At 66.4% G+C, this 23,609-nt stretch carries 17 protein-coding genes; 7 read left to right on the forward strand and 10 right to left on the reverse strand.

The window, feature by feature from the left end:
* Positions 1-126 precede the first annotated feature (126 nt).
* On the forward strand, positions 127-567 hold the full coding sequence (locus tag ICG51_RS01415; RefSeq protein WP_190281212.1) for an FKBP-type peptidyl-prolyl cis-trans isomerase: 441 nt from the start codon (positions 127-129) through the stop codon (positions 565-567).
* Between the two features lie 53 nt (positions 568-620).
* On the opposite strand, the gene ICG51_RS01420 is transcribed toward ICG51_RS01415, so the two are convergent.
* Both ICG51_RS01420 and ICG51_RS01425 read right to left on the reverse strand, forming a co-directional pair.
* A complete protein-coding gene (locus ICG51_RS01420) occupies positions 621-1,130 on the reverse strand; it encodes a hypothetical protein (protein ID WP_190281213.1) in 510 nt (169 codons plus the stop codon).
* Positions 1,131-1,334: 204 nt separating this feature from the next.
* A complete protein-coding gene (locus ICG51_RS01425) occupies positions 1,335-2,489 on the reverse strand; it encodes a GGDEF domain-containing protein (protein WP_190281214.1) in 1,155 nt (384 codons plus the stop codon).
* Between the two features lie 135 nt (positions 2,490-2,624).
* Here ICG51_RS01425 and ICG51_RS01430 point away from each other — a divergent pair, with 135 nt between their 5' ends.
* Positions 2,625-3,314: a transposase gene (locus ICG51_RS01430; RefSeq protein WP_190281215.1), complete on the forward strand. Its 690-nt coding sequence runs from the start codon at positions 2,625-2,627 to the stop codon at positions 3,312-3,314.
* Between the two features lie 198 nt (positions 3,315-3,512).
* Here the strand turns inward: ICG51_RS01430 and ICG51_RS01435 are convergent, their stop codons facing one another.
* From ICG51_RS01435 to ICG51_RS01445, 3 genes are all read right to left on the reverse strand, one after another.
* Entirely contained in the window at positions 3,513-4,160 is a 648-nt protein-coding gene (locus ICG51_RS01435) for a DUF2290 domain-containing protein (RefSeq protein ID WP_190281216.1), read from the reverse strand.
* Positions 4,161-4,162: 2 nt separating this feature from the next.
* The gene (locus ICG51_RS01440; protein ID WP_190281217.1) at positions 4,163-6,235 is read right to left on the reverse strand and encodes an ATP-binding domain-containing protein; all 2,073 of its coding nucleotides are present in this window, start codon (positions 6,233-6,235) and stop codon (positions 4,163-4,165) included.
* Between the two features lie 74 nt (positions 6,236-6,309).
* Entirely contained in the window at positions 6,310-9,855 is a 3,546-nt protein-coding gene (locus ICG51_RS01445; protein WP_190281218.1) for a methylmalonyl-CoA mutase family protein, read from the reverse strand.
* A gap of 81 nt (positions 9,856-9,936) precedes the next feature.
* Between ICG51_RS01445 and ICG51_RS01450 the strand changes: the two genes are divergently transcribed.
* The 3 genes from ICG51_RS01450 to ICG51_RS01460 all read left to right on the forward strand — a co-directional run bounded on the left by ICG51_RS01450 (position 9,937) and on the right by ICG51_RS01460 (position 13,464).
* Positions 9,937-10,767 carry a ChaN family lipoprotein gene (locus ICG51_RS01450; RefSeq protein WP_190281219.1) on the forward strand — a complete coding sequence of 277 codons (831 nt, stop codon included), beginning with the start codon at positions 9,937-9,939 and terminating at the stop codon, positions 10,765-10,767.
* 223 nt (positions 10,768-10,990) lie between these two features.
* A complete protein-coding gene (locus ICG51_RS01455; protein ID WP_190281220.1) occupies positions 10,991-12,091 on the forward strand; it encodes a Glu/Leu/Phe/Val dehydrogenase in 1,101 nt (366 codons plus the stop codon).
* Positions 12,092-12,306: 215 nt separating this feature from the next.
* Entirely contained in the window at positions 12,307-13,464 is a 1,158-nt protein-coding gene (locus ICG51_RS01460) for an isovaleryl-CoA dehydrogenase (RefSeq protein WP_190281221.1), read from the forward strand.
* Positions 13,465-13,509: 45 nt separating this feature from the next.
* Here ICG51_RS01460 and ICG51_RS01465 read toward each other — a convergent pair whose 3' ends face one another.
* The 5 genes from ICG51_RS01465 to ICG51_RS01485 form a co-directional block, all read right to left on the reverse strand.
* Entirely contained in the window at positions 13,510-14,967 is a 1,458-nt protein-coding gene (locus ICG51_RS01465; protein WP_190281222.1) for a GGDEF domain-containing protein, read from the reverse strand.
* A gap of 298 nt (positions 14,968-15,265) precedes the next feature.
* On the reverse strand, positions 15,266-16,720 hold the full coding sequence (locus ICG51_RS01470) for a GGDEF domain-containing protein (protein ID WP_190281223.1): 1,455 nt from the start codon (positions 16,718-16,720) through the stop codon (positions 15,266-15,268).
* Positions 16,717-18,195: an EAL domain-containing protein gene (locus tag ICG51_RS01475; protein WP_190281224.1), complete on the reverse strand. Its 1,479-nt coding sequence runs from the start codon at positions 18,193-18,195 to the stop codon at positions 16,717-16,719. Before ICG51_RS01475 ends, ICG51_RS01470 begins: the two co-directional genes overlap by 4 nt.
* 209 nt (positions 18,196-18,404) lie before the next feature.
* The gene (locus ICG51_RS01480; RefSeq protein ID WP_190281225.1) at positions 18,405-19,037 is read right to left on the reverse strand and encodes a response regulator transcription factor; all 633 of its coding nucleotides are present in this window, start codon (positions 19,035-19,037) and stop codon (positions 18,405-18,407) included.
* A complete protein-coding gene (locus tag ICG51_RS01485) occupies positions 19,034-20,845 on the reverse strand; it encodes a histidine kinase (protein ID WP_190281226.1) in 1,812 nt (603 codons plus the stop codon). The genes ICG51_RS01480 and ICG51_RS01485 overlap by 4 nt, the downstream gene beginning before the upstream one ends.
* Before the next feature lie 35 nt (positions 20,846-20,880).
* On the opposite strand from ICG51_RS01485, the gene ICG51_RS14425 reads away from it, so the two are divergent.
* Complete coding sequence (locus ICG51_RS14425; RefSeq protein ID WP_190281227.1) at positions 20,881-23,091, forward strand: methyl-accepting chemotaxis protein; 2,211 nt, start codon at positions 20,881-20,883, stop codon at positions 23,089-23,091.
* The gene (locus tag ICG51_RS01495) at positions 23,088-23,603 is read left to right on the forward strand and encodes a chemotaxis protein CheW (RefSeq protein ID WP_190281228.1); all 516 of its coding nucleotides are present in this window, start codon (positions 23,088-23,090) and stop codon (positions 23,601-23,603) included. The genes ICG51_RS14425 and ICG51_RS01495 overlap by 4 nt, the downstream gene beginning before the upstream one ends.
* Positions 23,604-23,609: the final 6 nt, after the last annotated feature.

Raw genomic sequence — 23,609 nt, forward strand, 5'->3', positions numbered from 1 at the left:
GCGCACGCGCGACGACTGGCGCGGCCCGGCGATAGCCCCACAAACCGCCAGCCGATGTTCGACTTCCCGATCGCGCTTGTTGTGCTGCAACGTATGCTGTCTCCCCCGTCCACCGCACCATCGACCATGGCCTCTCGCGCACTTCGCCTGACCGCAACGCTGTCCGTCCTGCTGCTGACCGCCTGCAGCCAGCCGCCGCCATACACCGGTGGCGATGTCGCCGAACTGCAGCGCATCGACGTGGCGACGGGACAGGGCGCTGTCGCCATGGCCGGCGACGAAGTCAGCGTGCACTACACGGGTTGGCTCTACGACCAGAACGCGGCCGACAAGCGTGGCCAGAAATTCGACAGCTCCCGCGACCGCGGCCAGCCGTTCGTGTTCATGCTGGGCGCGGGCCGGGTCATCCGCGGCTGGGACGAAGGCGTTGCCGGCATGCGGGTGGGCGGCAAGCGCGAGCTCCACATCCCCGCCGCGCTCGGCTATGGCCGCGACGGTGCGGGCGACGTCATCCCGCCGGGCGCTTCACTGGTGTTCGAGGTGGAATTGCTGGACGTGCGTAAATGACGTCTCGCGTCTAGAAAGGGCGTCAAAAAAGGGGACGGGGGAATCAAGGTTGTTCAATTCCCACCGTCCTCCTTCGTCTGCACGGTGGCGAAGTTGTACAGCAGCCGGACCTGGCCGTTGCCGGCCCAGGCCATTGCCAGGGTCGCGCTGCGGTCGCCCTTGCGGTAGTACATGCTCGCGCCGCCGCGCGTGTCGACCGGCGAATAGTGGTTCTCGGTCCAAGCTGCGGCCAGCATCGCGGCCTGTGCCTGCCCCGCAAGGCTCAACACCTCGCCGCGGACCCGCAGTTCGACCGCGTGCGCGCCATCCTCTTCGTTGACCTCGACAACCGTATGGTCCGCGGGCAGGTAGACGTCCTTTGGGAACCATTCGGGAAGGGCGACGGGGACGGCCGCGGGCTCCGCGACCACATCCGCGGCGCCGACCGGAGCCGCGGTATCCGTGCCCGCGACAGCGGCATCAGGGGTCGCGCCGGCGACATTGGCGGCCTCCTTGCGATCGCCGCCACAGGCGCTCAAGGCGGTCGCCACCGCCAACGCCAGCGCGAGGGAATATCGATGCATGGTCAAACGGCCCGCGAAAAGAATCCGGAAATACTACACGCGGGAGAAAACCCGGACTGGGAGAATCATGCGATCCCCAACCGCCGAACCGGGGTCTCACCGATATCGGGCACCCGCTCGGCGACAAAGGCTGCAAGCAACACGTTCAAGCCTGCACGCTGCCACATCAAGCCAGGATCGAAGTTCCCGGCATTCCCATCCATGTCACCCAGCGCTGGGGGAACCGATGTGAAGCCGTGAACCTTCGCGCGCACGTGCAGCCAAGGACTGCAGCTGATCATCCTCGCGCCCATCACTTGCGCAAACGCGGTTGCCGCCCAGTTCCTTGGCGTGGTACAGCGCCTGATCGACACGCTGCAGCGCGGAGTCAAGCGTGTCGGCGGGGTGCAACACGGCCGTGCCCAGTGAGGCCGTCACCTGCGCGACCGGCGCCACCGGCACGGCCGTGATCGCCACGCGCAGGCGATCGGCGATGCCGTGCAGAGCCGCCGCATTGACGTCCGGCAGGATCACCAGGAACTCCTCGCCGCCCCAGCGCGCGATGCACTCGCTCGGCCTCAGCAGGCGCTCGCAGCTCGCGGCCACGGCGCGCAGCACGTCGTCGCCGGCCGGATGGCCGTAGGTGTCGTTGATGGCCTTGAAGCGATCGAGGTCGAGCATGACCAGCCCGGCCGCGCCACCGCGCGCCAACACGTCGCGGAGCACCCGCTCGCCGAACAGGCGGCTGTGCACCCCGGTGAGCGGGTCGCGATGCAACTGCACCTCGATGCCGTCGCGCTCGGAGGCCAGCCGCCGGATCTTCCCCGTGAGTCCGCGCTGCACGGGCAGCAGCACCACCAGGATGAGGCTGGCGGGGCCGAACGCCATGACCAGGTCCACACCGCGCGGCGTCCCCAGTTCCCCGGGGTGGGTCAGCAGGTAGACCAGCACCGGCGACGCCACCAGCAGCCAGCCGACCGCGGCGGCGACGTACGCGCGCCGCCCCGGCACGAAGATCATGAGCATCGCCATGAAGACGGCGAACAGCGACGATATCGGCGGCAGCATGTCGATCAGCCGCAGCTCCGGCGACAGGCTTGCCTGCACCGTGTAAAGCCACGCGGGCGCGATCAGCGCGAGGGCCGCCAGGCACAGGGCGATGCGCGTGATGATGCCCACCCAGGCGGGCCGCAGCCACAGCGCGCAGAGGAGACCGGCAAACAACGCGCTGGCCACGGGCGGAAGCACCCGATCCATCGGGCGATGGACCGGGCCCAGCCAGTGGATCGCCGTCGCACAAACGCCCGCCAGCAGGGCCAGCGAGAGCATGACCATCATGGCGACGCGGAGGTACTGATCGTCTGGATCCTGCACGGGCATTCGGGGCTATCTGGGAGTGGGCAGTATAGGGAACGGGGTCAGGTTCACTTCCCACACGACTGCGGCATACCCACCGACCCATCACGCCTGCGTTGACCGATGGGCCACCGGCGCCGCCCGGGTGAGGCTGCCGCCATGGCCCGACACCCCCGCATCGACCTCCCCGGCATCCCGCAGCACGTCGTGCAGCGCGGCAACAACCGCCTGCCCTGCTTCCTGGACGACGAGGACCGCGCCCGCTACCGCCAACTGTTGCGCGAAGCCCTGTTGGCCAGCGACTGCCGGCTGCACGCCTACGTGCTGATGGACAACCACGTGCACCTGCTGGTCACGCCGCACCGGGCCGGCGCCATCGGCCAGCTGATGCAGCACCTGGGCCGCCAGTACGTGGGCCAGTTCAACGCCCGCCACGGCCGCACCGGCACGTTGTGGGAAGGCCGCTACAAGGCTTGCCTGGTCGATACCACCGACTACCTGCTGCGCTGCGCCCGCTATATCGACCTCAACCCGGTCCGCGCCCGCATGACCGACTCCCCCACCGCGTTCGCCTGGTCCAGCTGCGCCGGCCTGTGCGGCCTGCGCGATGACCCGCTGCTGGCGCCGCATCCCGTGCAACGCACCTTGGGCGCAGACGGCTATCGGGCGCTGCTGGCCGAAGCCCTGAGCGAAGAAGACCTCGCCGCCCTCCGCCTCTACCTGCAACAGCAACGCGCCTATGGCCGCGACGACTTCCGCGCGATGGTCGAAGCCAAAACCCAACGGTTCGCCGGCGTTTGCCCGCGCATCGACCGGCCAAGGCCAAATCAATCATTGAAACGGGAATAAGTGAACCTGACCCCGTTTTCCTGGTCGAAAGCCAAGACCCAGCGGTTAGCCGGCGTGAGGCCGGCGCATCGGCCGGCGAAATCATCGGTTATGGAATAAATGAACCTGACCCCGTTTTTCGACCCCGTTTTTCGTCCACTCCGCCCCCTTTTTGCACCCTTTTTGGCAGAGAAAGTCGACTCTGACCCCTGTTTTCTGCTATGTCAGGTGCAGCTCGATGCGATCCACCGCACCGAAGTATCTCTCTTCCAAGCGTGTGGACGGCTCACGAATTGAGTTGACAAAGCGATTCAGACCCTTGCGAGTCAAGAGCTGCTCCCAGCTCTTCGGATACATCTGTCGCATGACAAAAAGGACAAATGATGCTGCGCTCATTTTGTTGCTGCAGAGCCGCACTTCGTTGCCTAGGCCAATGTGAATGTGCGCCACGGGATGGACGCCTTCCTGGTAGCCTCTCGGATCGTAGTCGTAACGTATCGGCGTGACATGGCGTCTTTCCGCTGCCGTATCTATGACGTTTTGATAACTGCCTGCCATCTCGCGCCGGATGCGAGGGTTGTTCTCCTCGCCGCGTTCGGCCAGATAGTCAGGAAACGTCATAATTTCCAAAGGACAATGAATAAACGAGTACGAAGGCGACAGTCCTTCAGAAAAAAGAAACAAGGAGTGGTCTTGCATTCGCAAGTGGTACCACCGGTTAGCTAGCGCAGACCGCCACTGATCCACGTACTGCAATGTACGCAGTTCGCCCACAACTTCATGCGAAACCACAAAGTGGGCGTCCCCATATTCGTCAACGGGAAATCCCGCCTCCCGCGCTATCGCTTGAAGACGTTGCCTGTACATCGCTATTTGAACCGCTTCTTGGAGCGTTTCTGCGCTTGCACCTCGCGAAGCTTCTTCCGCAGGATTCGCTCAAAGTCCTCGGGATCCAACGACTGCCCCAAGTGAGAGATCTCTTCATCCACCTCCGACGGCTCCGCTTGGACCAGATCCCGTTTCATGAACACCAAATCCTGCTCACTAGGCTGAGTGAATCGCAGTGCAGGAAACTGCGCCTTTGCACGCGCGAGCTCAGCAGCGAAAGCTTGGGCGGCGCTACCAACGCCGGTTACGCAAAGCCACCCTTTGGCTCTTGTCATCGCGGTGAAGGCGCAATTTCGAGATCGAGGACTAGGCCGCCAGAACAGCGCATCAATGCCCACCAAGTAAACGCAGTAGGCTTCGTTACCTTTCGCTTTATAGACCGTGGAAAGAGTTACCGCTCCCTCCTGCTGGAAGTCCGGCACGCCGTAGGACTGCGCATGGATGTTGTTGACCACGATACCAACGGCTCGGAGTGCGGAGCTGACTGCATTCAAGTACATCCCGGTATTCCGGTCATCTGCGCAAATGACCAAAATATCTTCCGGAGGAACTCCATGCTGCTGGATGTCGGACTGGATACGCTCAACGACGTAGCTGACCTCTTCATTTGCCCGACCGAAGACCTGACATGAAATTATTTCGTCCGCTGAGCACGAGTCACTGATAGACGAAGGTGAGTTCTCACGTGGACGCACGATGACTGCAGGCTTCAAAGGCGCGAGCTCACCCTCAACTTCATAACCAAAGTCTTCCCAGTGGTCCTTAGACTCAAGCATTTGCACTACCTTGTCGCCGTAAATGCCGAAGCCGATTGCATGAGCGCAAACCAGAATTTCCCGGGGATTTCGGTAGCACTTGTGCAACACGATCTCCTCCTCAAAATTGACGTGCGGGACTTCCTCACCGTCGGTTCCAAACAGGATCGCTGCGGTTGGCGTCTCGACGTCGAAGATTGTTTGAAATACGTCGTACGCGATAACTAACTTTTCGTCGACGGCTAACCGAAGTGCCAACCTCATGAACTCCGGCGGAAAGTCTTGAGCCTCATCAACGAACACATAATCAAATGAGTTGATTACGTTGGGGTCGGCCAGCAGAGGGCGGCACACGGCCGCGAAAGGCTGCCGCGCCGAGATTCGTTGAGCTTCGGCGAAGTTAAGCGGAGTATGGCCGAAGCGTCGAGCGGTCTGATGATAGAGCCCATCGACTGTCGCCCCTCCCCATGCATGCAATATCTGGATCTTCTTCCAGTCCGGATCTCGATCCTCATGCATCCTGTAGAATCGAGTTATTAGTTGCTTGATGTGCTGGTAGAGGCTCTTTGTGTAAAACGTGACCGCTATCCGAGCGTCTGGTTCGCGCACCGCGGTTAGCGCGGCCTTAAGCGCAAGAACGACAGTTTTCCCCGATCCCGCCAGACCCTGGATTCGCTGCGGCCCCGTGGTCTCGGTCATGTAGGCAACACGCTGATCGCGATCGAATCTACGTATTTCGTCTTCAAGCCGAGCGATTATTCCTACTTTTGCTTCGGGTGCGAAATTTTCGACAGGGCGCTCCTTCGCCTTGATGAGAGCTTTCGACCCGTCTAACGTCGAAACGAGTTCCGCAAAAACCCCTTCGTCGATTTGTGCACCAAGCTTCATGGACGCGAGCGCGGAGTCGAGGCCGGCCAGCCCAACTTGGATATTCTCGCCCGCGCCGCCTTCTGGGATCCAAATACATGCATCCAAGTTGAATCTTAGATTGGCGCGACCCGCACGCAGACGTGGATATCTCACCAAACGGGAAAACACCTGATTGAAAGCGCCATCCAGTTGCTCTTTAGCTCGATCAACATCCGCGCCCGGAGTGCTGATCAAAAGCACTCCATGCATCGGCGAAATTAAAACTAGATCAGCGACAAGTAGCTTCTCGTCTTCCCTAAAAAGCGGAAAGTTAAAAAAGATGATTGCATCTTCTAGAGATAACGGTGCCTCGTTTTTCTTGAGGTGGTCAATCAGAATCCGAGCACTCGGATCTGCTCGAATAACCGACTCCTTCGGATAAATTTGCACCTTACTACCCCCATATCCGTTCTGAACTAAACGCTGAGAAAAAAGCCCGCATCAGTGCGGGCTTTTTCGTTGCGCTACATATTCCGCCTGTACTCCCCGCCCACCTCATACAACGCATGGCTGATCTGCCCCAGCGAATGCGTCTTCACCGCTTCCATCAGCGATTCAAACACATTCCGCCTCTCCCGCGCAGTCGCCTGCAGCCCCTTCAGCCCTTCTGAAGCAAACCCGTTGCGGTTGCCCTGATACCCCGCCACGTTCGCGATCTGCTGCCCCTTCTCCTCTTCCGTGGAGCGGATCAGCTCGATCTCGGTGACGATGTCGCCGCCGTGTTCCTTGGGCAGGAAGGTGTTGACGCCGACCAGCGGCAGGCTGCCGTCGTGCTTCTTGTGCTCGTAGTACAGGCTTTCTTCCTGGATCTTGCCGCGCTGGTACATGGTGTCCATGGCGCCCAGCACGCCGCCGCGCTCGCTGATGGCCTCGAACTCCTTGTACACGGCCTCTTCCACGAGGTCGGTGAGCTTGTCCACGATGAAGCTGCCCTGCCACGGGTTCTCGCAGAAGTTCAGCCCCAGCTCCTTGTTGATGATCATCTGGATGGCCACGGCGCGGCGCACGGACTCTTCCGTGGGCGTGGTGATAGCTTCGTCGTAGGCGTTGGTGTGCAGGCTGTTGCAGTTGTCGAACAGCGCGTACAGGGCCTGCAGCGTGGTGCGGATGTCGTTGAACTGGATTTCCTGCGCGTGCAATGAGCGCCCGCTGGTCTGGATGTGGTACTTCATCATCTGGCTGCGCGGGCTGGCGCCGTAGCGCTCGCGCATGGCGCGGGCCCAGATGCGGCGGGCCACGCGGCCGATGACGGTGTACTCCGGGTCCATGCCGTTGCTGAAGAAGAAGCTCAGGTTGGGCGCGAAGTCGTCGATCTTCATCCCGCGCGCCAGGTAGTACTCCACGATGGTGAAGCCGTTGGACAGGGTGAAGGCCAGCTGGCTGATCGGGTTCGCGCCGGCTTCGGCGATGTGGTAGCCGGAGATGGACACCGAATAGAAGTTGCGGACGCCGTTGTCGACGAAGTACTGCTGGATGTCGCCCATCATGCGCAGGGCGAATTCCGTGCTGAAGATGCAGGTGTTTTGCGCCTGGTCTTCCTTCAGGATGTCCGCCTGCACGGTGCCGCGCACGGTCTTCAGCGTCTGCGCCTTGATGCGGGCGTAGGTCTCGGCGTCCACCAGCTGGTCGCCGGACACGCCCAGCAGGCCCAAGCCCAGGCCGTTGTTGCCCTGCGGCAGCTCGCCTGCGTAGCGCGGGCGTGGCTTGCCCTCGAACAGCGCGTCGATCTTCTGTTGCGCCTCGGCCCAGCGCGCCGGGTCGGCCTTCAGGTATTGCTCCACCTGCTGGTCGATGGCGGTGTTCATGAACATCGCCAGGATCATCGGTGCGGGGCCGTTGATGGTCATCGACACGCTGGTGGTGGGCGCGCACAGGTCGAAGCCGGAGTACAGCTTCTTCATGTCGTCCAGCGTGGGCACGTTGACGCCGGAATTGCCGATCTTGCCGTAGATGTCCGGGCGCGGCGCCGGGTCTTCGCCGTACAGGGTCACGCTGTCGAAGGCGGTGGACAGGCGCGCGGCCGGCTGGCCCAGGCTGAGGTAGTGGAAGCGGCGGTTGGTGCGCTCCGGGGTACCCTCGCCCGCGAACATGCGGATGGGGTCTTCGCCGGTGCGGCGGTACGGGTATACGCCGCCGGTGTAGGGGTAGTAACCGGGCAGGTTTTCCTTCTGCAGGAACACCAGCAGCTCGCCCCAGGCCTTGTAGGTGGGCGCGGCGATCTTGGGGATCTGCTGGTGGCTGAGCGACTCGCGGTAGTTCTCGACGCGGATGGTCTTGTCGCGCACCTGGTATTCGTTCACCGGCTCGGTGATGGATTTCAGGCGGGCCGGCCAGTCGCGCAGCAGCTTCAGCGCCTCGGAATCCAGCGACTGGATGGCGTCGTTGTAGCGCTGGCGCAGGGTCTTGAGGCTGCGGTCGTCGCCTTCGGTGAGGGCTTCGGCCGGGTACAGGTCCAGCGCCCTGGGCAACGCGGCGTCGTCCAGTTCCTTCAATGCGTCCCACAGCGACTGCGCGCGGTCGGCGATCTCCGCCTGCGATTCGATGCGGGCGTTGATGTTGCGGCCCTGCTCGGCGATCTCCGCCAGGTAGCGCACGCGGTTGCCGGGGATGAGGACGGTGGCGCGGGGTTCCTTGAGGGTGGTGTCGATGTTGGGGACAAGGAGGGAAAGGGGGAAAAGGGGGTCAGAGTCACTTTTCGACTCACCCTCACCGCCACCAGCACTGCCTGCATCCGAAAAGTGACTCTGACCCCCTTTTCCTTTCCCGCCTCCCAGCTTCTCGCGCAGCAGGCGGCACAGGTTGGCGAACATCCAGTTCAGGCCGGGGTCGTTGAACTGGCTGGCGATGGTGGGATAGACCGGGACGTCTTCGTCCTTGGTCTGGAACGCCACGCGGTTGCGCTTCCACTGCTTGCGCACGTCGCGCAGGGCGTCTTCGGCGCCGCGCTTGTCGAACTTGTTGAGGACGACGAGTTCCGCGTAGTCCAGCATGTCGATCTTCTCGAGCTGGCTGGGCGCGCCGAAGTCGCTGGTCATCACGTACATGGGGAAATCGACCAGGTCGACGATCTCCGAATCGCTCTGGCCGATGCCGGCGGTTTCCACGATCACCAGGTCATAGCCCAGCGACTTCAGGAAGGCGATGCAGTCCTTCAAGACCACATTCGTGGCCATGTGCTGGCGGCGGGTGGCCATGGAGCGCATGAACACGCGCGGGCTGCGCAGCGAGTTCATGCGGATGCGGTCGCCCAGCAGCGCGCCGCCGGTGCGGCGGCGGGTGGGGTCCACGCTGATCACGGCCACGTGCATGTCCGGGAAGTTGGCCAGGAAGCGGTTGAGCAGTTCGTCCGTGACCGACGACTTGCCGGCGCCGCCAGTGCCGGTGATGCCCACCACGGGGGTCTTGCCGCCGGCCAGCTGCCATTCCTTGCGCAGGTGGGCCAGCGTGCTTTCGTCCAGCGCCTGCTCCTCGATGGCGCTGAGCATGCGGCCGATTTCGATCTCGTTGTCGAAGCCCACCTTGTGCGGGGTTTCCACCGGCAGGCGTGCGGCCTCGGCGCGCTTGACCACGTCCTCGATCATCGCCACCAGCCCCATGTGCATGCCGTCGTTGGGGTGGTAGATGCGCTCGACGCCGTAGGCCTCCAGCTCGCGGATTTCCTCCGGGGTGATGGTGCCGCCGCCGCCGGCGAACACGCGGATGTGCGCGGCGTCGCGCTGCTTCAGCATGTCCACCATGTACTTCAGGTATTCCACGTGGCCGCCCTGGTAGGACGACAGCGCGATGGCGTCGGCGTCTTCCTGCAGCGCCGCGCGCACCACGTCTTCCACGCTGCGGTTGTGGCCCAGGTGGATGACTTCCGCGCCCTGCGCCTGGATCAGCCGGCGCATGATGTTGATGGCGGCGTCGTGGCCGTCGAACAGGCTGGCGGCGGTGACGAAGCGCAACGGCGTGCGGTTTTCGTCAAGCGCAGGGGGCTGCTGCGGGAGGGTTTCGGCCGTGGTGCTCATGACTGCATCCGCATGGAAATTGGGCAATCCGCGATTGTAACGCGCAGGGTAGGATGGCCCGAACGCCACCGTGTCCTTGCCATGCGCCCACGCCTGCTGCCCTGTTCCGCCGCCCTCCTCTCCCTTGCCCTGGCTGCCTGCCAGCACGCGCCGCCGACAACCGAGGCCACGCCGGCCAAGCCGCGGATGCTGCTGCTGGGGGAGGTGCACGACAACGCCGACGGCCACGCCGCCCGCGCCGCGCTGCTGCGCAGGGAACTGGAAGCGGGCTGGCGGCCGGCTGTCGCGATGGAACAGTTCGACACCAGCCAGCAGCCGGCGCTGGACGCGGCCATGGCCGAATGCGGCGATGCCGCCTGCGTGGTGGCGCGGGTGGCCCCGCCGAAGGCCAGCTGGACGTGGGCGTACTACCAGCCGGTGATCGCTTTGGCGCTGGAGTACAAACTGCCGCTACTGGCCGCCAACCTGTCGCGCGCCGATGCATCCAAGGTGGTGAAGGAAGGCTTCGCCGCGGCGCTGCCGGCCGAACTCATCGCCCGCTACAGGCTGGACGCGCTGCCTGCGGAAGTGCAGGCAGCGCAGGAAACCGAAGTGCGCGACAGCCACTGCGGCGCGCTGCCGGAATCGCTGGTGGCGCCGATGGCGAAAGCGCAGATCGCCCGCGACGTGGTGATGACCGAGACCATGCGCATGCACGCGGCCAGCGGCGTGGTGCTGATTGCCGGCAACGGCCATGTGCGTGGCGATATCGCGGTGCCGTTCTGGCTGCGCGGCGACGGCATGGCACCGCGCGCGGTGGGCTTCCTGGAGCCCATGTCCAGCCCGACCGCGTTCGACGAGGTTCACCGCATCCCCGCGGCCCGGCGCCCGGATCCCTGCGCCGGCTTCAAGGCCCCGAAAGCCGCTGGCTGAGTGCGGCGCGCGGCGGCGGCGGCGCATCGCCACTCGCACTGCGCAGCGCGCCTTGATGGCCCCGCCGGGGGCCGTACCCATCCGTATGCCGACCCCGCTCCGGAGAATGGCCTAAAATGCCCGGCTGTGACGGGGGGTTCACCCGGCCACAGCCACCATATCCGCTTCCATCCCATAGCCACCGGTTCCGTAGTTCGCGACGGACCCGGCCGGAGTTATTGCAATGATCTTCGAAACGCTCGACATCTACGGCCACGAGCAGGTCGTGTTCTGCCACAACAAGGACGCTGGCCTGAAGGCGATCATCGCCATCCACAACACCGTGCTGGGCCCCGCGCTGGGCGGCACCCGCATGTGGCCGTACAAGAGCGAGGCGGAAGCGCTGAACGACGTGCTGCGCCTGTCGCGCGGCATGACCTACAAGAACGCCGTGGCCGGCCTGAACATCGGCGGCGGCAAGGCGGTGATCATCGGCAACCCGGCCACCGACAAGTCCGAGGCGCTGTTCCGCGCGTTCGGCCAGTTCGTGGAGTCGCTGGGCGGCCGCTACATCACCGCCGAGGACGTCGGCATCGACGTCAACGACATGGAATACGTGTACCGCGAGACCGAGTACGTGACCGGCGTGCACCAGGTCCACGGCGGTTCGGGCGATCCCTCGCCGTTCACCGCCTACGGTTCGCTGCAGGGCCTGATGGCCACGCTGAACCGCAAGTTCGGTGACGAGGACGTGGGCAAGTATTCCTACGCCGTGCAGGGCCTGGGCCACGTGGGCATGGAATACGTGAAGCTGCTGAAGGAACGCGGCGCCAAGATTTTCGTCACCGACATCAACCAGGCGCTGGTGGACAAGGCCGTGACCGAGTACGGCGCCGAGGCCGTGGGCCTGGACGAGATCTACGACGTGCCGGCCGATGTGTATTCGCCGTGCGCGCTGGGCGGCACCGTCAACGAGCAGACCCTGCCGCGCTTCAAGTTTAAGGTGATCTGCGGTTCGGCCAACAACCAGCTGGCCAACAACGAGATCGGCGACGAGGTGGTCAAGCGCGGCATCCTGTACGCGCCCGACTACGCGGTGAACGCGGGCGGCGTGATGAACGTGGCGCTGGAGCTCGACGGCTACAACCGCGAGCGCGCCATGCGCATGATGCGCACGATCTATCACAACCTCTCGCGCATCTACGAAATCTCCGACCGCGACGGCATCCCGACCTACCGCGCCGCCGACCGCCTGGCCGAAGAGCGCATCGAGAAGATCGGCAAGCTGAAGCTGCCGCTGGGCCGCGGCCGCACCCGCTTCCAGGGCCGCATCCGCGGGAATTGATCGGGCGTTGCCCGATCAATTCTTGATGGGCTTCCACAACCCCGCCGCTGTCGTGGCGCCCCCTTGACTCAAGGGGGCTTGGCAAGTGGAGCTGCCTCGCTGAAACGCCCGGCTTGCCGGGCGTTTTTGTACGGCGAGGGCCCTGTTGCCGGTCAATTACAATTGACCTATCCGGCCCGCAGCCAGCGGGCCTTCCGACACCTTCGAGGAATCCCATGCGTCCCTTCCCCCTTGGCGAAGACATCGATGCCCTGCGTGAGGCGGTCCGCCGTTTTGCCGAAACCGAGATCGCGCCGCGCGCGGCCAAGGCGGACGAGGACAACTGGTTCCCGCAGGAGCTGTGGCCGATGCTGGGCGAGATGGGCCTGCTGGGCATGACCATCCCGGGCGAATACGGCGGCAGCGGCCTGGGCTACCTGGCCCACCTGGTGGCGATGGAAGAGATCAGCCGCGCCTCGGGCGCGATCGGCCTGTCCTACGGCGCGCATTCCAACCTCTGCGTCAACAACCTGTACGCGAACGGCAACGAAGCGCAGCGGGCGAAGTATTTGCCCAAGCTGTGCAGCGGCGAGTTCAAGGGCGCGCTGGCAATGAGCGAGCCCGGCGCCGGCTCCGACGTGGTGGGCTCGATGAGCTGCCGCGCAGAGCTCAAGGGCGATGTATGGATCGCCAACGGCAACAAGATGTGGATCACCAACGGCCCCGAGGCCGACGTGCTGATCGTCTACATGCGCACCGCCAGCCGCGAGCTGGGCAGCAAATGCATGACCGCCTTCATCGTCGAGAAGGGCATGAAGGGTTTCTCCACCGCGCAGAAGCTGGACAAGCTGGGCATGCGCGGCAGCAACACCTGCGAGCTGGTGTTCGAGAACTGCGAGATCCCGCAGGAAAACGTGCTGGGCGAGGTCAACAACGGCGTCAAGGTGCTGATGAGCGGCCTGAACACCGAGCGCCTCGTCCTGTCCGGCGGCCCCATCGGATTGATGCAGGCGGCGCTGGACATCGCCCTGCCCTACGTGCGCGAACGCCGCCAGTTCGGCCAGGCCATCGGCACCTTCGAGCTGATGCAGGCCAAGATCGCCGACATGTACACCGCGCTGCAGTCCAGCCGCGCCTTCGCCTACCAGGTGGCGCGCGACTACGACGCCGGCCACAAGAGCCGCATCGACGCCGCGTCCTGCCTGCTGCACTCCAGCGAGGCGGCGGTGCAGGTGGCGCTGGAAGCCATCCAGTCGCTGGGCGGCAACGGCTACATCAACGAATTTGCGACCGGCCGCATCCTGCGCGATGCCAAGCTGTACGCGATCGGCGCCGGCACCAACGAGATCCGCCGCATGCTGATCGGCCGCGAGCTGTTCGCCGGCAACCACTGAGTCACGCCCGCCACAGCCGACGCCGGCAACCGGCGTCGGCGCAGGTCAAGCCTGGCCGGCCGCGCGACATCCGGGCGGCGGCTGGTCCCAACTGCGCGCCCGCATCGCGCCTGGCCCGCTGCCGCCGGCCAGGCACTCCGCGCAACCGGTCATCTCGAAACGGTCGCGTCCGAGGTCCTTGGCCCGATACAGCGCGGCGTCGGCACGCTGCAGCAGCGATGCGGCCGCCACATCGGCATCGCAGGCCTCGGCGCCGCCGGCGCTGCTGGTCAGCGGCCGCAGCGGCCACGCGTTGGCGCGGATGGCATGCAGCACGCGTTCGGCGATCGCCGGCAGCTGGTGCAGGTGGGCGCCGTGGATCACCAGCACGAACTCCTCGCCGCCATAGCGGAAGGCCGCGTCCTCCGGACGTAGCGTGGCGCGCAGTAGCCGGCCGATCTCGCGCAGGGCGTCGTCGCCGGCCTGGTGACCGAAGTCGTCGTTGTAGGCCTTGAAGTGGTCCAGGTCCAGCATCAGCAGCGAGAACGGCAGCCGCTGGCGGCGGTCCTGATGCAGCAGCCCCTGCAGCACTTCATCCAGCTTGCGCCGGTTGCCCAGCCCCGTCAGCGCATCGGTGTCGGCGGCATCGCGAAGTCGCAGCGAGGCTTCGCGCAGGCGTTCGCTGCGGTCCAGCAACGCCGCCACCAGCCAGATCATCCACGCCAGTGATCCGCCGGTGAACACCGCGCCGAGGGTGGAAGCAACCACCTGCGACACGCCGAAACGGGTCTCCAGCAGCTTGAACGCGAAGGTGTAGGCCAACGGCAGCAGCAGCGCCGGCAGCAACAGACTGCGCGCCAAAACGCCACCCAGCGTCGCGGCGGTACTGACCCGGGTCAGGCCGGTGGTCGGCACCGACGACATCCACCCCAGCGTACCGAACAGCAGCAACGCGCCGGTGAGGATGGGCAGGCGCTCCAGCAGGCTTTCGCCGTGCTCGGCGAGCACGAACGCGAACGAGGCCAGGCTGGCCATCGCGATGGCCAGCACGCCGAGCCCGAGCATCTCGCGCAGCACCAGCGCGCGGGCATTGAGGACCAGCAGCCCCTGCCCGCCGAGCAGCAGGAAGCCGCAGGCCGCCAGCTCCGCCATCCGCACCGGCGGCCGCTGGCCGGCGCCAGAAGCGGCATCCAGCCACGCGGCGATGCCGCGATAGCCGGCGTGCGTGTATTCCAGCAGCGAATCCGCCGCCAGCACCACGACTATCGTGCACAGCAGGCTGGCCAGACGCCGGACCCAGCGGCGGCCGGTACCGACCATGGCCAGCGCCAGCCCCGACAGCAGGACGCACAGCGCGGCGGTCAGGCGCATGTCGCGGCCGCCCAGGTCCGGCAAGAGATCGACCTGCGTCGCCCATTCCAGGCTGCTGCCAAGGCCGACCCCGATCATGAGCAGGCTGGCCAGGCGCGAGTACAGCCGGTAGCCGCGCATCGCCCAGCGGCTGTGGACGAATTCGGTGTTCATCCCTGGCTCCCCCGGCGGCGGCCACGGCGTCGCGGCCACGGCCGGACCCGCGCCGGATCGCGCGTGCGAGTGGTCGTGAACGCCGGACTGTTGCCCAAGTGCCTGCCCCCCGTGGCCTCCGCACGCGCATGCAACACGGCGGATAACGCAGCGTAGGCACGGACCGGCCCCGGCCTTGTTGACTGGAGTCAATATATTCCCGGGCTGCGCGGCCGCAGCCCCAACCAGTCAGCTGCCATACGGCCCGGGCCGCAGCAGCCCGGTCCGACGCCGGCACCAACCGGCAGCAGCGACGGCATCATGCCGCTACGCCACCGCGGCATCCCGGCGGCGGCTGGTCCCATTCCCGCGCGCGCAGCGCGGGCGGCGCACTGCGGCTGGCGAAGCACTCGGCGCAGCCCATCGCCTCGAAACGATCGCGGCCATTGCGCTTGGCCCGGTACAGCGACGCATCGGCACGCTGCAGTAGGGTCGCCGCGGAGTCGGCATCGCAGACCTCGGCCCCACCGATGCTGGCGGTCAAGGGCAGCAGCGGCCAGTCGTTGGCGCGGATGGTGTGCAGGATCCGCGCCGCGATCACCGGCAGTTGCGGCATGCGCACGCCGTGGACGAGCAGGACGAATTCCTCGCCGCCGTACCGCACGGCAACATCGCGCGGGCGCAGCACGGTGCGCAGGAGCCGGCCGATCTCGCGCAGGGCCTCGTCGCCGGCCTGGTGCCCGTAACCGTCGTTGTAGGCCTTGAAGTGGTCGACATCCAGCACCAGCAGCGAGAACGGCGTGCGCTGCTGCCGGTATTCGCGCAACAGCGCATCGATCTCGGCGTCGAACTTGCGGCGGTTGCCCAGACCGGTGAGAGAATCCGTATCGGCCACGTCGCGCAGCTGCAGCGAGGCTTCGCGCAGGCGCTCGCTGCGATCCAGCAGCGCGGCGACCAGCCAGATCATCCACGCCACCGAACCGCCCGTGAACACCGCACCCAAGGTGGAAGCGATGATCTGCGGCACGCCGAAGCGCGTCTCCAGCAGCTTGAACGCGAAGGTGTAGGCCAGCGGCAGCAGCAGCGCCGGCAGCAGCAGGCTGCGGGCGAACACCCCGCCCAGGGTGGCGGCAGTGCTAATCCGGGTCAGCCCGGTGGTGGGTGTCGAAGACATCCATCCCAGCGTGCCGAACAGCAGCGAGATGCCGGTCAGCGGCGGCAGGTGGTCGAGCAGGCTTTCACCGCGCTGCGCCAGCAGGAATGCCAGCGAGGCCACGCTGGCCATGGCGATGGCCAGGACGCCGAGGCCGAACGCCTCGCGCAGCACCACCGCGCGCGAATTCAGGACCAGGATGCCCTGCCCGCCCAGCAGCACGAAGGCACAGGCCGCCAGCTCCGCCATCAGCACCGGCGGTCGCACCCCTGCACCGGACACGGCATCCAACCAGCCGGCCACGCCGCGATACCCCGCGACACCGTGTTCAAGCAGCGCATCGGCGCCAAGGCCGATTATCGCCGCGCACAGCAGGCTGGCGGCCAGCCGAAGGGCTTTGCCGCCAAGGCCGACCGCCGCCAGCGCCAGCCCGGACAGCAGGATGCACAGGGCTGCGGTCAGGCGCATGTCACGCCCGCCCAGGTCCGGCACCAGGTTGAGGTCAAGCCACCATTCCAGGCTGCTGCACAGGCCCACCAGCACCATCAGTGCACTGGCCAGCAGCGAGTACAACCGGTATCCGCGGACCGCCCAACCACTGTGACGGAATTCCGCCGTCATCCGGTCTGGTATCCGCAGGCGCCGCCCGCCGGCCGGAAGGAGGCCATCGCCACGCTTCCCAGCAGCGGCAGCGCGCAGCAGTCACTGGACTTGCCGCAGGCCAGCAGCTCCCCGCGGCAGCCGGCCAGTCCCCATGCGGTGCCCGGCCGGTAGTCCGACAGGAACTCGCAGAGGTCGGCGACGGACAAAGCCTTGCTGGCCAGCCAGCCCTGGAATCCGTCGCAGCCGTAGCCACACAGCAGCGAGAGTTGCCGCGCCGTTTCCACGCCCTCGGCGATCACTGCAAGATCCAGGCTGTGGGCCAGCCGCACCAGCCCCTGGACCAGCTTGCGCGCCTTTTCCGACACCTCCAGCTGGCGCACGAACGACCGGTCGACCTTGATGGCGCTTACCGGCAGACCGCAGAGATAGGACAGCGACGAGAACCCGGTGCCGAAGTCGTCGATGGTGGTGCGGACACCGAAATCCGCGAGCTCGCGCATCACCGCCGCCGCCAGCTCCGGACTCTCGACCACCGCGCTCTCGGTCAATTCGATCTCGATGGACTCCGGCGGCAGCGCGTACTTGCTCAACTCGATGCGCACCCGCTCCACCAGCTCGGTGCTGCACAACTGCAGCGCGGACAGGTTGATCGCGACACGCAGCGGCCAGCCGGCGTCATGCAGCATGCCGGCGCAGCGGCAGGCTTCGGACAACACCCAATCGCCGAGTTCGCCGATCAGGCCGCCGGCTTCGGCGGCGGGAACGAAGCGGGATGGCGGGATGTCCCCATGCTGCGGATGGGTCCAGCGCAGCAGCGCCTCCACCCCCTGCAGATGGCCACCGGGCAGGTGGAACTGCGGCTGAAAATGCAGGGTCAGCTGGTCGCCGGCGCGCAGCGCCTCGCGCAGCAGCGACTGCATCTCGAGATGGTCCTCAGCCCGCTGCGCCAGTTCCGGCCGGAACCTGCAGACACCGCCACGGCGCTGGGCTTTGGCGCGATACAGCGCCATGTCGGCGCGGCAGACAAGGCTGGCGGCGGTATTGGCATCCGCGGGATATGCGGCAAACCCGATGCTGCAGCTGCTGTAGCGCAGGCCCGGGCCGACCCGGAATGGCTCCATGAACGCTTCGCGAAGCTGCAGTGCGCGCATGCGCGCGCCTTTGGCATCGACGCCGGGCAGCAGCACGCAGAATTCATCGCCGCCCATCCGCGCCAGCACCGCTTCTTCCGGCAGGCCGGCCCGCAGCCGCTCGACGACCCGCAGCAGCAGGCAGTCGCCCTGCTCGTAGCCATCGCAATCATTGATCGCGCGGAAATTGTCGAGATCCAGCAACAGTGCGGCGACCGGGAAGGCCGGCGCTGACCGCAGCCTGCGGTCCAGCCAGTCCTGCAGCCAGACCCGTCCAGGCAATCCGGTCAGCGGATCGAAGCCCACCCGGCTGGCACCGTCGTCGCCCGGCCGGCCGGTGCCCAACCACTGGCGCAGCTTCACCCACAAGCGCCGGTGACCCGCGCTTGCGTCTACCGCCACGTGCTGTCGTTCCGACACATGCGTCACGTCACCCCCTGGTACCAGCCACCCGGCATCGTTGCAGCAGCCGTGAAGTGGTGGCCATCAGCACAGGATTACTTGCGCTGTAGGCGCAGGATTCATTTTCCGCGACCGCATTCGAAGCGGATTTCCACGCGCTACCCTCGCGCTCACTTCACCAGCCGGTGCCGCAGTGCATAGCGAATCAACTCGCCATCCGACGCCACGCCGAGCTTCTGCATCAACCGGAACTTATGGGTGCTGACGGTCTTGGGGGAAATCCCCAGTGCAGCCGCGATCGCCGGAATGGTGTCGCCTCCGGCGAAGCGGCGGAACACGTCGAATTCCCGGTCGGACAACTGGTGGTGCGGCACGGCTCCTTCCTCGGCACTGCCCTGGAACAGTACCCGCGAGGCCACCGCCTGCTCCACGTAGGGCCGGCCGCGCGACACCGTGCGAACCGCGTCGAACAGCGCTTCCGGTTCGCCATCCTTGGTGAGGTAGCCGGCCGCGCCGGCCGCGATCGCGCGCCGCGCGATTTCCGCCTCGTCGTGGACGGTCAGCACCAGAACAGGCAGCTTCGGCAACTCGTTGCGAACCCGCTTGATCAGCTCGATACCGTTCGGACCGGGCATGTTCAGGTCGAGCAACAGCACGTCGTGTCCACCCCGTGGCGCCTGCGACAGCACTTCCCGGCCGCTGCGTGCCTCGCCGGACACTTCCATGTCGCCGGCGAACGCGAGGACCCGGCGCAGCCCCTCGCGGAAGATCGCATGGTCGTCGGCGATGAATACCCTGATCATGTCGCTGCTCCCCTTTGCATCTGTTCGGGTGTCGCGACAGTGCGACACCGCGCAGGTCCGGCGTCGACGCCGCGGTCCCTGCAAATTCCGGCGCCAGCCGCGATGCGGCCGGGAGACCCCGGCGCCAGCGCAGCGGCATCCGCAGCCTCCCTGTCGCCAGCGTGCTCCGCACCGGCGTCAAGCACGGCCATCAGCGTGGTGCCGCCGCCGGCGGTCTCCCTGAAATCGATCCAGCCGCCAAAAGCGCGCGCGCGCTCGCGCATGCCGGCGACGCCGAACGAACGGGCGCGCGAAAGGATCTCCGGATCGACGCCGACGCCGTCGTCGACGACCTGCAGCTGCAGGCGACCAGCGTCATCAAGCGTGATGACCACCCGCACGGAGCGCGCATGCGCGTGACGCACGACATTGGTCAGTGCTTCCTGCAGGATCCGGAACGCCGCGGTCCGCACCGCCTGGCCCATCGGCACGTCCGCAGCGGCGGCCAGACTGCAGGCAAGCCCGGCCCGCTCCGGGAGCGTCGCCAACAGCCATTCGGCAGCCGGAACCAGGCCTTCGTCCAGGGGGCCGGGACGCAACGTGGACACCATGCTGCGCATCGACCGCAGCATGGCATCGAGGATGGCCTTGCTGCGCGTCACCTGCGGCGCCAGCGCAGGATCAAGACCGCCGAACCGCATCCGCATCAATCCCAGTTCCATCCGCAGCGCGGTGATCGACTGGCCGAACTCGTCGTGCAGTTCCCGCGCCAGCGTCAGCCGTTCGTGTTCCTGCAGGGATTCGGCATGCGTCACCCACTGGCGCAGCTGGGCCCGGCTTTCCCGCAGCGCCCGCTCGGTGGCCTGACGGCGCGCGCGATCCAGGCGCAGGGACTCGGCCATCTGCCGCAGCGCGGCGGCGAGCTGCCCGACCTCGTCACGGCCGCGCGCCGCGGGCTCGGCATCGAGATTGCCCTGCGCCACCACGCGTGCCCAGACCGCTGCATCCTCCAGCGGCACCGTGATGCTGCGCAGCACCGCGATGCCGACCAACCAGGCCAGCAGCAGCACCATGGCGGAGACGCCCATCAGCAGATACAGCGTGCGCTCGTATTCGACGCGCGTGCGTGCAGCGGCGGCGCCGGCATGTGCGTTTTCCAGATCGACCAGCTGGCCGAGCAGGCGGACGTAGTCCTGCTGCATGCCGAGCACGTCCGCGAGGTAGTAGGCCCTGGCCGCCTGCGGGTCCTGCTGGACGAGGGCGAACAGCCGATCCTGTCCCGCCCAGTAGCGCAGGCGCTGGGTGGCGATGCCGCCCAGCAGCTTCCGCACCTCCTCGCGGGCGGCACGGGCCTCGAACCAACGCACATCCGCCGCCACTTGCTGGCGGATGGCCCGGATCCGGCCGATGCGCTCACGCACCCGCCCGGAGTCATCCACCAGCTGCATCTCGCCCATCAGGCGCGCGGTCTGGTTGGCCCGGTCGATCAGCGCATTCGCGTACATCAACCGCGGCAGGTGCTCGAGCCCGATCTGTTCGGCGCGCTGGTGGATGCGCGCGACCTCCGACAGCATCGCCGCCGACGCCGCGCACCAGAGCAACAGCAGCACGGCCAGCGCCCCGGTCAGGCGCCCTCGGATCGTCGTGTCCTTGAACAGCCGGCTACAGCCCAAATGCGTGCCTCGCGAACGTCGCGCACGAGGGCGCTGCCTGATGGATCGGGCCGCAGGGTAATCCATTCCGGGCCCGCGGATTCTGATCGGAATCAAATCACGCGGCCGCGCGCGATCGCTGGATGGCCGCCGGCATCCGCGGCGCACCCGCACCATTTCATCCGCAAACACATGTTCCGGGGGGGAACACCATGATCCGTTGGCTCCAGAATTTCCGCATCGGTACCCGCCTGGCCTGGGGCTTCGGCTGGATGTTGTTGCTGCTCGCCCTGCTGGCCGCGATTACCCTGTCGGGTCTGCGCACCATCCAGTCGCAGCTGGACACGATCGTCCTGCAGAACGTGGCGAAGACCAAGCACCTCAACGCGATGGTTGACGAAAGCAACCGCATCGTCATCGCCGTACGCGACATCTCCTTCGAAACCGAGGCAGCGCGCATGCAGGAGCATCGCGGGGCCATCGCCAAGGCACGCGAAGGCTACGTCAGGGCCACCGAGGCGCTGGCGCGGCTGCCCGCCAGCCCGGAGGAAACGGCCGTGCTGGCCGAGATCGCGCGCAATCGCGCGGCCACCCTGCCACTGAACAACAAGGTGATGGAACTGGCCGCCGCCAACCGGATGCCCGAAGCGATGGCATTCCTGCACGACCAGGCGGCGCCCTCGCTGCAGCGTTGGCAGGGCGGGTTGGCAGAGGCCATCACCCGCCAGGAGAAGAGCAACGACGCGGCCTACGCCACAGCCCTGACTGCCTACAGGCAGGCAAGAATGAAGCTGATGCTGCTGGCCTGCGGCGCGCTGGTCGTCGCGACGCTGCTGGCATGGCTGACCACCCGCAGCCTGCTGCAGCCGGTGCGGGAGATGATCCGGGTGGCCAGCGACATCGCACACGGCAGGCTGGACACCAGCATCCGGCGCAACGGCAAGGACGAAATGGCGGAAATGCTGGGCTCCATGCAGGACATGCAATCCGTCCTGCGCCGCTATGCCGCCGCCCAGCAGCGCATGTTCGAGCAGCACGAGCTTGGCGAGATCGACCACCGCATCCCCACCAGTGAATTCGAGGGCGACTACGCGCGGATGGCGACGCAGACCAACGAGCTGGTGGCCTCGCACATCACCGCCATCCTGCACATCCTCGACGTGGTCGGGGACTACGGGCGCGGCGATCTGTCCCGCGACGTCGACCGCATGCCCGGCAAGAAGGCCGACGCGATTGCCGCGGTGGACGCGGTCAAGGCCGGCCTCCTGGCCGTCAATGGCGAAATCAAGGGACTGGTGGATGCCGCCATCGCCGGCGACTTCGCCCGCCGCGCGGACGCGCAGCGCTTCACCCACTTCTACCGCGAACTGATCGAGTCGCTGAACAGGCTGATGGGCACCGCGGATGCCGGCCTTGCCGAGATCGGGCAGCTGCTTTCCGCGGTGGCCGACGGCGACCTGGCAAAGCGTGCCGATGCCGGATTGCCGGGCCAGTTCGGCCAGCTGGCGGCGGACGCCAACCGCACCGTCATGCAGCTGTCCGGGGTGGTCACCGGCATCCGCGAGGCGACCGACGCCATCAACAGTGCCTCCGGCGAGATCGCCGCCGGCAACGGCAATCTCTCGGCGCGCACCGAGCAGCAGGCCGCCGCACTCGAGGAAACCGCCTCCTCGATGGAAGAGCTGACGTCCGCGGTCCGCCTGAACGCCGATAACGCCCGCCAGGCCAGCCAGCTGGCCCGCGACACCACCGATATCGCCGTGCGCGGCGGCGAGGTGGTCGGCGAGGTGGTCGAAACCATGGGCGGCATCGCCGCGTCCTCGCGGCGGATCGCCGACATCATCGGGGTGATCGACAGCATCGCCTTCCAGACCAACATCCTGGCCCTGAACGCGGCGGTGGAGGCCGCGCGCGCCGGCGAGCAGGGCCGCGGCTTCGCGGTGGTGGCCGCCGAGGTGCGCGCACTGGCCCAGAACAGCGCCGGCGCCGCACGCGAAATCAAGCAGCTGATCACCGATTCGGTGTCCCAGGTCGAGCACGGCAGCAGCCTGGTCGACCGCGCCGGCCACACCATGGGCGAGATCGTCGACAGCGTGAAGCGCGTCACCGACATCATGGCCGAGATCTCCGCCGCCTCGCAGGAACAGAGCGCCGGCATCGAGCAGGTCAACCAGGCCATCACCCAGATGGACGAAGGCACCCAGCAGAACGCCGCGCTGGTCGAGGAAGCCGCCGCCGCGGCCGAGAACCTGCGCCACCAGTCCACCGCCCTGGTGGCCTCCGTCGCGGTCTTCCGTACCGGCGCGCCGCGGCCCGGCAACGCCGTGGGCACGGATTCCCGGGCGCTGCAGGCCCGGCCTCAAGAATCCGCGCTGCCGGCCGATGACATGACTGCCCAAACCCTGAACCCGGATATTCCATGAATAGCCCCGCAGCGCCGCATTCCGCCACCAGCGCCTCCGCCAAGGCCGCTACCGCCGGCGAATTCCTCACCTTCACCCTCGGGCAGGAGGAATACGGGGTCGACATCCTGAAGGTGCAGGAGATCCGCGGCTATGACGCGGTGACCCGGTTGCCGGACGCGCCGGAATACATCAAGGGGGTCATCAACCTGCGCGGCACCATCGTGCCGGTGATCGACATGCGGGTGAAGTTCCGCCTGGAGGCCAAGGTCGACGCGCTGACCGTGATGATCGTCCTCAACGTCGCCAACCGCGTGGTGGGCATGGTGGTGGACAGCGTCTCCGACGTGGTGCAGCTGACCGCCGAGCAGATCCGCGCGATGCCCGAGGTGGGTACCGGCATCGACCGCCGCTTCCTGACCGGGATCGGCGCGCTGGACGAGCGGATGCTGATCCTGCTCGACATCGAAGGCCTGATGACCAGCACCGAGATGGGGCTGGTGGTCGACAACGCCGCCGCGCAGGCGGCCTGACGCCGA

The organism is Thermomonas sp. XSG (assembly GCF_014678725.1).
GTDB lineage: Bacteria > Pseudomonadota > Gammaproteobacteria > Xanthomonadales > Xanthomonadaceae > Thermomonas.

Coding starts and splice junctions, on each gene's coding strand:
- ICG51_RS01425 (WP_190281214.1), bottom strand. CDS start 2,489: ATGCCCGTGCAGGATCCAGACGATCAGTACCTCCGCGTCGCCATGATG.
- ICG51_RS01420 (WP_190281213.1), bottom strand. CDS start 1,130: ATGCATCGATATTCCCTCGCGCTGGCGTTGGCGGTGGCGACCGCCTTG.
- ICG51_RS01465 (WP_190281222.1), bottom strand. CDS start 14,967: ATGAACACCGAATTCGTCCACAGCCGCTGGGCGATGCGCGGCTACCGG.
- ICG51_RS01435 (WP_190281216.1), bottom strand. CDS start 4,160: ATGTACAGGCAACGTCTTCAAGCGATAGCGCGGGAGGCGGGATTTCCC.
- ICG51_RS14425 (WP_190281227.1), top strand. CDS start 20,881: ATGATCCGTTGGCTCCAGAATTTCCGCATCGGTACCCGCCTGGCCTGG.
- ICG51_RS01480 (WP_190281225.1), bottom strand. CDS start 19,037: ATGATCAGGGTATTCATCGCCGACGACCATGCGATCTTCCGCGAGGGG.
- ICG51_RS01450 (WP_190281219.1), top strand. CDS start 9,937: ATGCGCCCACGCCTGCTGCCCTGTTCCGCCGCCCTCCTCTCCCTTGCC.
- ICG51_RS01445 (WP_190281218.1), bottom strand. CDS start 9,855: ATGAGCACCACGGCCGAAACCCTCCCGCAGCAGCCCCCTGCGCTTGAC.
- ICG51_RS01495 (WP_190281228.1), top strand. CDS start 23,088: ATGAATAGCCCCGCAGCGCCGCATTCCGCCACCAGCGCCTCCGCCAAG.
- ICG51_RS01485 (WP_190281226.1), bottom strand. CDS start 20,845: ATGGTGCGGGTGCGCCGCGGATGCCGGCGGCCATCCAGCGATCGCGCG.
- ICG51_RS01430 (WP_190281215.1), top strand. CDS start 2,625: ATGGCCCGACACCCCCGCATCGACCTCCCCGGCATCCCGCAGCACGTC.
- ICG51_RS01455 (WP_190281220.1), top strand. CDS start 10,991: ATGATCTTCGAAACGCTCGACATCTACGGCCACGAGCAGGTCGTGTTC.
- ICG51_RS01415 (WP_190281212.1), top strand. CDS start 127: ATGGCCTCTCGCGCACTTCGCCTGACCGCAACGCTGTCCGTCCTGCTG.
- ICG51_RS01460 (WP_190281221.1), top strand. CDS start 12,307: ATGCGTCCCTTCCCCCTTGGCGAAGACATCGATGCCCTGCGTGAGGCG.
- ICG51_RS01470 (WP_190281223.1), bottom strand. CDS start 16,720: ATGACGGCGGAATTCCGTCACAGTGGTTGGGCGGTCCGCGGATACCGG.